Below are 7,769 nucleotides of genomic sequence, written 5' to 3' on the forward strand. Positions count from 1 at the left end.
TTTTCGAACAAAACATCAGGGATTCGATGGCATCGAAAAAGATCAGACGACGCGATATGATCCAGCAGGTCGTTCAGGAGCGCGGTGGCGTCAGCGTCGGTTCGCTTGCCGAAATGTTGGGCGTTTCCACGCAAACGATCCGCCGAGATATCGACGTCCTGTGTGATGGCAACACGTTGCGTCGGGCGCACGGTCGGATCGAACTCGCCGAAGATCGCCTGAACACGCCATTTGACCAGCGCGCCGGGACCAACCTCGCCAGCAAACGAGCGATTGCTGAAGTTGCAGCAGCACAGATTCCGGACGGCGCGACGCTCTTCATCTCTATTGGGTCGACGGCCTTGAGTGTTGCGCGGGCCCTTCGCTATCGCAAAGAACTGACCATCATTACCAACAACCTCAGCGCGGCCATGACTCTGAGCGAGGAAGTTTCGAATCGCATCATTCTTCCAGGCGGCGAGCTTCGGCTTCCCGACCGCGATTTCATCGGAGAAGAAGTGGTCGACTTTTTCGGGCGCTTCCGTGCCGAATTTGCCCTGTTCGGAACCGCTGGGGTCGGCGAGGACGGCAGGTTGCTTGAATTTCATGAGTCCGAGGTTCGGGCGTCCGAGCGAATGCGGTCCAATGCACAATGCTCGATCCTTGTGATCGACCACAGCAAGTTCGGTCGCCTCGCCCCGGCTGCAGGCGCGATGATCACAGACGTCGATCAGGTGGTGTGCGACCGGCGGCCGGCGGCTGAATTCGATCCGGTCATCGAGGCGCTCGGCGACGGTCTCCTATTCGCGGAGAAGACAGAATGAATAACGTGGCAACCTTCGTTCACGTGGACAACGTCGCCAAGAGGTGGAACGGGCAGCTTGGGGTCGAGAACATTTCGCTTTCGATACCGCGTGGGGCTTTTGTCGCACTCCTTGGCCCCTCGGGCTGCGGAAAGTCAACTACCCTGCGGCTCTTGTCCGGTCTCGAACTGCCGGATGAGGGGCAGATCACCATAGACGGTCGCGACGTGACCAAAGCGGCCCCATCCGAGCGCAATCTTTCGATGGTGTTCCAGTCCTACGCGCTATTCCCGCACCTAAGCGTGGCAGAGAACGTGGTCTTTGGATTGAAAGTGCGGAAGGTCGGCGCTGCAGAGCGGCGCGAGAAACTGACCCGCGCTCTCGAGATCACGGGGCTGCTGGGATACGAGGACCGCAAGCCGGGAGAACTTTCGGGCGGTCAGAGGCAACGTGTGGCGCTGGCCCGAGCGATCGTAGCAAACCAGCCGCTCTGTCTGATGGACGAGCCACTCTCCAACCTTGACGCCAAACTGCGCGCCTCTGTCCGCAAGGACATCAAGAAGCTGCAAATCGATCTGGGCATCACGGTCGTCTACGTCACCCATGACCAGACTGAGGCTATGAGCATGGCCGACATGGTTGTGCTGATGAAAGACGGCCACATTCAGCAAACTGGCACCCCGGAAGAGCTGTATTACAAACCCTCAAACACCTTCGTCGCCGAGTTCGTCGGCGCGCCGCCTATGGCGTTGATCGAAGGCTCTGCGTTGCCGGGCTTTGGAGAGGCTGCCCGGATCGGCCTGCGCGCCGAGAACGTTGAGGTCGCCGAGGCTGGAACCGGGCGGATGACCTGCAAAGTTTCGGAATGCGAGTTTCTGGGGTCTGAAACCTTTGTCGGCCTGTCGCATTCAGGCGCGTCCGGACTGACCGTCAGCTTGCCGGGCCTCCGGAACATCCCAGCAGGCGAGGAGATGGAAATTTCTTTCTCTGACAAAGACTTACACTTCTTCGACTCCGCAGGCCAAAGGCTCGCGCAACAAGCCGGGTGACCGGCTATGCAATTCTAATGCATATCCAGGGAGGATACCGATGAACGCATTCAGAAAACTGGGACTGGCCGCCGTGTCAGCCACCGCCCTCGCCGCACCGGCAACGGCGGAAACCGAACTGACCATGTACTATCCGATCGCTGTTGGCGGCGCGCTGACCGAAGTGGTGGACGGGATCGTCGCCGACTTCGAAGCCGCAAACCCTGACATCAAGGTCAACGCGATCTATTCGGGAAACTACGACGACACCCGCGTGCGGGCGCTGTCGGCACTTGCGTCGGGTGAGCCTGCCCAGTTGGCGGTGATGTTCTCCATCGACGCTTATGACCTGATTGAGCAGGACATCATCGTCGCCTTTGATGATATCGAAGGCGTGGACGCAAGTTGGCTCGACAGCTTTTATCCAGCGTTGATGGCCAACGGCAAGATCGAGGGCAAGACCTGGGGCATCCCTTTCCAGCGCTCGACAATCGTGGCCTACTACAACAAGGACATGTTCAAGGCCGCAGGCCTTGATCCCGAAGCACCGCCCACCACCTGGGACGAGATGATCTCGATGGGTAAGGCGCTGACGAAGGACGGCAGCTATGGCCTGATGATCCCGTCCACGGGCTATCCCTATTGGATGTTCCAGGCGCTGGCGATCCAGAACGGTAAGGAAGTGATGTCGGATGACGGTCTGACCACCTATTTCGACGATCCAGCCGTTGTTGAAACGCTGGAGTTCTGGAAATCGCTGAGCCAGGAGCATGGCATCATGCCGACGGGCACCGTGGAATGGGGCACATTGCGCCAGGCCTTCCTTGAAGGGCAGACAGCGATGATGTGGCATTCCACCGGGAACCTGACAGCGGTCAAGAACAACGCCAGCTTTGACTTTGGCGTGGCGGAACTGCCTGCGAATGTGCGCAAGGGATCGCCCACTGGCGGCGGAAACTTCTACGTCTTCAAGGACACCTCGCCCGAGGAACAGGCTGCCGCGCTGAAGCTTATCGAATTCATGACCGCGCCCGAACAGGCGGCGGCATGGTCGATTGGCACCGGCTACATGGGTGTTTCGCCCGCGGCTTATGAAACCGACGCGCTCAAGAACTACACGCAGGAATTCCCGCCAGCTTTGGTGGCCCGCAACCAGCTTGAAAATGCTGTTGCCGAGTTCTCCACCTTCGAGACCGCCCGTGTGCGAGAAGGTCTGAACAACGCGATCCAAGCCGCGCTGACCGATGCGAAGTCCCCGGCGGATGCGCTCGCTGAAGCACAGGCCGCTGCCGTGCGCCTGCTTCGCGACTATCAGTAAGCACTCACGGGCGCCCGGGTGACCGGGCGCCTGATCTTCACTTTTCGCGAAAGTCCGCCTCATGGCCGATCACGTCAGCAACGAACGCCGCAGGCAGGCCATCTATGGATGGATTCTGCTGTCTCCGGCGGCGATCCTGCTCACGACTTTCGCCTTCTACCCTTCGCTTGCGACGCTCTGGTCGAGTCTGTTCAGCCGCGAAACCCGCCGCCGCCCGAGCGAATTCAAAGGGGTCGAGAATTACACCGACCTATTCGCCGATCCGACCTTCTGGAAGGTGGTCACCAACAACCTGATATACGCGGGCGCAACCATACCGATCTCCATTGCCATCGCCCTTGCTATGGCGCTTTGGGCAAATTCCAAGATCCCCGCGCGCGGCTTCATCCGCACCGCCTATTTCACCCCGACCGTGCTGCCAATGATCGCCGCGGCGAACCTGTGGCTGTTCTTCTATACGCCGGGCCTAGGTGTGCTGGACCAGATTGGGGGCCTGTTCGGCCTGCCCAGCGTCAACTGGTTGGGCCAGCCTGAGACAGCGCTTTGGGCTGTGATCATCGTGACAATCTGGAAAGAGGCCGGGTTCTTCATGATCTTTTATCTCGCAGCACTTCAGACGATCCCTGAGGACCTCAAGGAGGCCGCGGACATCGAGGGGTGCAGCCGCTGGACCTACACGCGCCGGATCGTGCTGCCACTCTTGATGCCAACGACGCTCTTCATCATGGTCAACGCACTGATCAACTCGGTCAAGCTGATCGACCACTTGTTCATTCTGACCAAGGGCGGTCCGAATGATGCCTCCAAGCTGATCCTCTACTACATTTGGGAAATGGCCTTTGCCTTCTTTGATGCGCCGCATGCGGCGGCCATGACCATTCTGGTGCTGGTGGTGCTGGGCGTCGTGGCAGGGATCAAGTTCACCATTCTCGACAAGCGGACTCATTACCAATGAACACGCTGACCCGAAACATCGAGGCTTTGGGAGCCCTGCTGCTCGCGATCATCTGGATCTCACCGCTGGTGTTCGCTTTCTGGGCCGCGTTTCACACCACGTCGGACGCGGTAAACTTCAACATCACTTCGCCCTGGACGCTGGATAATTTCCGTACTGCCTGGGCGGGCGCGCCTTGGCTGAAGTATTTTCTCAACACCTTCCTGCTGGTAACGGTCATCCTGATCGGACAGTTCATCGTGACCACTTTGGCGGGATTTGCCTTTGCGCAGGTGCAGTTCCCGGGGCGGGATTTCGTGTTCATCCTAGTGCTGATGCAGCTTTTCATTCTGCCAGAAGTGCTGATCGTCGAAAACTACGCCATGGTTTCGCGCCTTGGACTGTTCGATACGATCCTGGGCGTGGGTATGCCATATATGGCTTCGGCCTTCGGCATCTTCCTGATGCGGCAGGCTTTCAAGGGCGTACCGATTGAGTTGCACGAGGCGGCGCGGGTCGAGGGTTGCGGCTGGGTCGGCATCTTGTGGCGAGTTTATGTGCCCCTCGCCCGGCCGACTTATCTGGCCTATGCCCTTGTTTCGGTCTCGACTCACTGGAACAATTTCCTGTGGCCGCTTATCGTGACCAATTCACCCGACACACGCCCCTTGACAGTTGGCTTGTCGATCTTTGGCGCACCGGAAAACGGCGTCGATATCAGCGTGATCTCTGCCGCCACAATGATGTCGGTCGCCCCGCTCCTGATCGCTTTCCTGATCTTCCAGCGCCAGTTCGTGCAGGCCTTCCTGCGCGCAGGGATCAAGTGAGGCGATGGCCCAGTTTCTGCAACTCAGCGACCTGCATGTGGTAGAGGAAGGCGCACTTGCCTCCAGCGTTTTGGACACTCGCCGCACCCTGACAGCCGTTATAGATCGGCTTTTGGAAATGAAGGCGGCTCTCGATCCGCTGGACGCTTTGCTGGTCTCGGGCGATATCAGCGACGATGGCAGCGCGGACAGCTATGCCTTTGCCAGGGCCGAACTCGAACGTCTCGACATGCCAATTTACGTTGTCCCAGGCAATCACGATGCGCGCGAGCCATTTCGGGCCGCCTTTGCCAATCTCGACGCAACGCCTCCCAGCGGCCTGATCGACTGGGCCACAACCATCGGGGATACGCTTGTTGTCGGTCTGGACACCTTGGTCGAAGGACAGGGCGGCGGCCGCTTGCGCGAAGATAGCCTCGACCTACTGCGCAACGCGCTGGACACGGCGGGTCAAGGTCCGGTGGTCATCATGCTGCATCATCCGCCGATCAAAACCGGGATCCGGTTCATGGATGCAATTGGCCTTGAAAACGCTGAGGCTCTGGAAGCAGAACTTGCTGACACCCGGTGCGACATCACCCTGATCGCGGGTCACGTCCACGGAATTCATCACGGTCTACTTGGCCACCACCGGGTTGCAACCGCACCTTCGGTATGCAGCGGTTTTGCGTTGGATCGGCGGGCCAGTGCCACAGTGGGATTCTTGACAGGGCCAACCGGCTGTGCGGTCATCGACACGGCCCCTGGCGGCATATGGAGCGCGGTGCCTCTCGACCCGTCTGATGGCCCATTTCCATTCTAAGTTGGTGAGCCATGGATAACTCGCCCATCATGATTGCTCTGAACCTTGTCGCCGCGGCCGCCCTTCTGATCTGGGCGGTTCGCCTTGTGCGCACCGGGTTCGAGCGCGCCTTTGGCGGCGAGCTGAGACAATGGCTGAAGCGTTCGACAAGCAACCGTTTCGCTGCCGCCACAACGGGTGCTGCGGCGGCCATGTTTCTGCAAAGCTCCACAGCCGTGGCAATGTTGTTGGCGGGGTTCATGTCCGCAGGCGCAATCAGCGGTGCCGCCGGGCTCGCGATCATGCTTGGTGCGGATCTGGGCTCGGCGATCGTCGTCCAGATCCTGACATCGCCAATCTCGGCCCTGACGCCGCTTCTGCTGATCCTCGGCGTGGTGATCTTTCTGCGCAGTTCCCGCCGAAGCCTCAGGCAGGTCGGGCGCATTCTGATCGGTCTCGCTCTGATCTTTTTGTCACTTGACCTGATCCGCGAAGCAAGCAACCCGTTGGCGCAAAGCGACGCGGCGAAATCGACCATGGCTTATCTCTCAGGAGATGTCTTCACGGCCTTCCTGCTCGCCGCCCTATTTGCCTGGCTGGTTCATTCCAGCGTCGCCGCCGTGCTGCTGTTCGCGACCTTGGCGGCCCAGGGGGTACTACCGCTTGGGGCTGCGGTTGCCATGGTGTTGGGCGCGAATCTGGGCGGTGCCTTCATCGCTTTCTTTTTGACCCTGCATGCAGAAGTCGAAGTGCGGCGCGTCATCCTTGGCAACCTTGTGTTGCGCGGCGGCGGTGCCTGCATCGCGTTGGGTCTGCTGTTCTGGCTTGATGCCGACATCCTTCCCGGTGCGACCGCTCAACAACAGACGCTGAACGTTCATCTCGCCTTTAACGGGGCCCTGCTTTTGGCTGGAATGCTGCTGCTGAAGCCTTCGACGCAATTGGCCGGATTCCTGCTGCCGGTCACCGGTCGCGCGAGCACCGAAGATAACCGTTCTGCCCTCGACCCCACTGTCATGCACCATCCCGCCCGCGCCTTTGCCTGCGCACAGCGCGAACTGGTCGACATCGGCAACCGCATCGAGATCATGTTGAGGGACGCAATGCCTTTGTTTGACAGCTTCGACGAGGACGTTGCCGTGAAGGTCCGTTCGGAGCAACGCACCATTTCGCGCATGTCACATGATCTGAGGGTCTACCTGTCGGGCATTCGAAGCAGCGATCCGAATGAAGACACCGGCACTCGCGCTTTTGATCTCGCCGGGGTGGCAACCAACCTCGAATCCGGTGCAGAAGTGATCTCCCGAAAAATGGTCAGCCTCGCGCGTCAAAAACATCTGGAGAAAACCAACTTCTCGGACGAAGGGCGGCGCGACCTTTCCGAGTTCCACGATCGGGTGCTCAGAAATGTCCAGCATGGCATTGCCGTCCTAATGTCCGAAGACGTCGGAGCGGCGCGCGAACTGGTGGAACAGAAGGAAACGATCCGCGAAATCGAACAGATACTGGAACGCAAGCACCTCACACGGTTGCGCCAGGGCCTTGCCGAGTCGATAGAAACCAGCGCGATCCATATCGATGTCTTGAGATCCCTGAAGATGCTCAACACCGCGTTCGCCATGATCGCATACCCACTTTTAGAAGAGCAAGGCGAACTCCTCGAAAGCCGGCTAGCAGGCGGTTGACCGAACCGGCCTATTGCGAAGATGAGGTAGAAGCTTCAGTTTTCTTCGCGGCCCAGGAAGACCAGCGTTAGGAACCCGGTCGCAATGCTGTTTCGGCTCCGGTGCGACGACGATATATACCGCGCCAGCGAAGTCCGAATTGCAGGTCGGCTTTGTCCCGCCACCTGTGAATTCGACCCCTGATTTTCGCTGCGTTTTGCACGAATGGCCGGTATTCCCGCTGCTTGACGGCACCGGATCTTACCTTCTCGCACCATTTTCCACGCCGCGAGCGCATGCAGCAAGGTCTTGACACTTCTGCTGTGGGCTCAGAGCGGCCCTTCGCTGCACTCGGCCTGAGCGTCTGCTGTGCAGATGGGGTGGATGGCTCCTGCTCCATCGGCGTCGCGATGCGCCATAGTGCAGGTGTCGTTA

The 7,769-nt window shown here is 59.4% G+C and carries 7 protein-coding genes; all 7 read left to right on the forward strand.

Annotation, left to right across the window (positions count from 1 at the left end; genetic code table 11):
- The first annotated feature begins 26 nt into the window (after positions 1 to 26).
- Positions 27 to 803 carry a DeoR/GlpR family DNA-binding transcription regulator gene (locus AC2FNV_RS19010; protein ID WP_170491527.1) on the forward strand — a complete coding sequence of 259 codons (777 nt, stop codon included), beginning with the start codon at positions 27 to 29 and terminating at the stop codon, positions 801 to 803.
- Positions 800 to 1,831, forward strand: coding sequence for an ABC transporter ATP-binding protein (locus tag AC2FNV_RS19015; protein ID WP_170608919.1), 1,032 nt, complete (start codon positions 800 to 802; stop codon positions 1,829 to 1,831). The genes AC2FNV_RS19010 and AC2FNV_RS19015 overlap by 4 nt, the downstream gene beginning before the upstream one ends.
- 40 nt (positions 1,832 to 1,871) lie before the next feature.
- Positions 1,872 to 3,128, forward strand: a complete 1,257-nt coding sequence (locus tag AC2FNV_RS19020; RefSeq protein WP_170491522.1) for an ABC transporter substrate-binding protein — start codon at positions 1,872 to 1,874, stop codon at positions 3,126 to 3,128.
- A gap of 61 nt (positions 3,129 to 3,189) precedes the next feature.
- Entirely contained in the window at positions 3,190 to 4,083 is an 894-nt protein-coding gene (locus AC2FNV_RS19025; RefSeq protein WP_170491519.1) for a carbohydrate ABC transporter permease, read from the forward strand.
- The gene (locus tag AC2FNV_RS19030; protein WP_170608921.1) at positions 4,080 to 4,889 is read left to right on the forward strand and encodes a carbohydrate ABC transporter permease; all 810 of its coding nucleotides are present in this window, start codon (positions 4,080 to 4,082) and stop codon (positions 4,887 to 4,889) included. Before AC2FNV_RS19025 ends, AC2FNV_RS19030 begins: the two co-directional genes overlap by 4 nt.
- A 4-nt stretch (positions 4,890 to 4,893) precedes the next feature.
- Positions 4,894 to 5,691, forward strand: coding sequence for a metallophosphoesterase (locus AC2FNV_RS19035; RefSeq protein ID WP_170608922.1), 798 nt, complete (start codon positions 4,894 to 4,896; stop codon positions 5,689 to 5,691).
- Positions 5,692 to 5,702: 11 nt separating this feature from the next.
- Entirely contained in the window at positions 5,703 to 7,355 is a 1,653-nt protein-coding gene (locus AC2FNV_RS19040; protein ID WP_170608924.1) for a Na/Pi cotransporter family protein, read from the forward strand.
- The last annotated feature ends 414 nt before the right edge of the window (positions 7,356 to 7,769 follow it).

The sequence above is a fragment of the Ruegeria sp. BHSA163 genome (assembly GCF_059613365.1).

What these genes read in the sequence shown, in the direction of transcription:
- AC2FNV_RS19020 (WP_170491522.1), top strand. Translation starts at nt 1,872, where the DNA reads ATGAACGCATTCAGAAAACTGGGACTGGCCGCCGTGTCAGCCACCGCC.
- AC2FNV_RS19010 (WP_170491527.1), top strand. Translation starts at nt 27, where the DNA reads ATGGCATCGAAAAAGATCAGACGACGCGATATGATCCAGCAGGTCGTT.
- AC2FNV_RS19035 (WP_170608922.1), top strand. Translation starts at nt 4,894, where the DNA reads ATGGCCCAGTTTCTGCAACTCAGCGACCTGCATGTGGTAGAGGAAGGC.
- AC2FNV_RS19025 (WP_170491519.1), top strand. Translation starts at nt 3,190, where the DNA reads ATGGCCGATCACGTCAGCAACGAACGCCGCAGGCAGGCCATCTATGGA.
- AC2FNV_RS19040 (WP_170608924.1), top strand. Translation starts at nt 5,703, where the DNA reads ATGGATAACTCGCCCATCATGATTGCTCTGAACCTTGTCGCCGCGGCC.
- AC2FNV_RS19030 (WP_170608921.1), top strand. Translation starts at nt 4,080, where the DNA reads ATGAACACGCTGACCCGAAACATCGAGGCTTTGGGAGCCCTGCTGCTC.
- AC2FNV_RS19015 (WP_170608919.1), top strand. Translation starts at nt 800, where the DNA reads ATGAATAACGTGGCAACCTTCGTTCACGTGGACAACGTCGCCAAGAGG.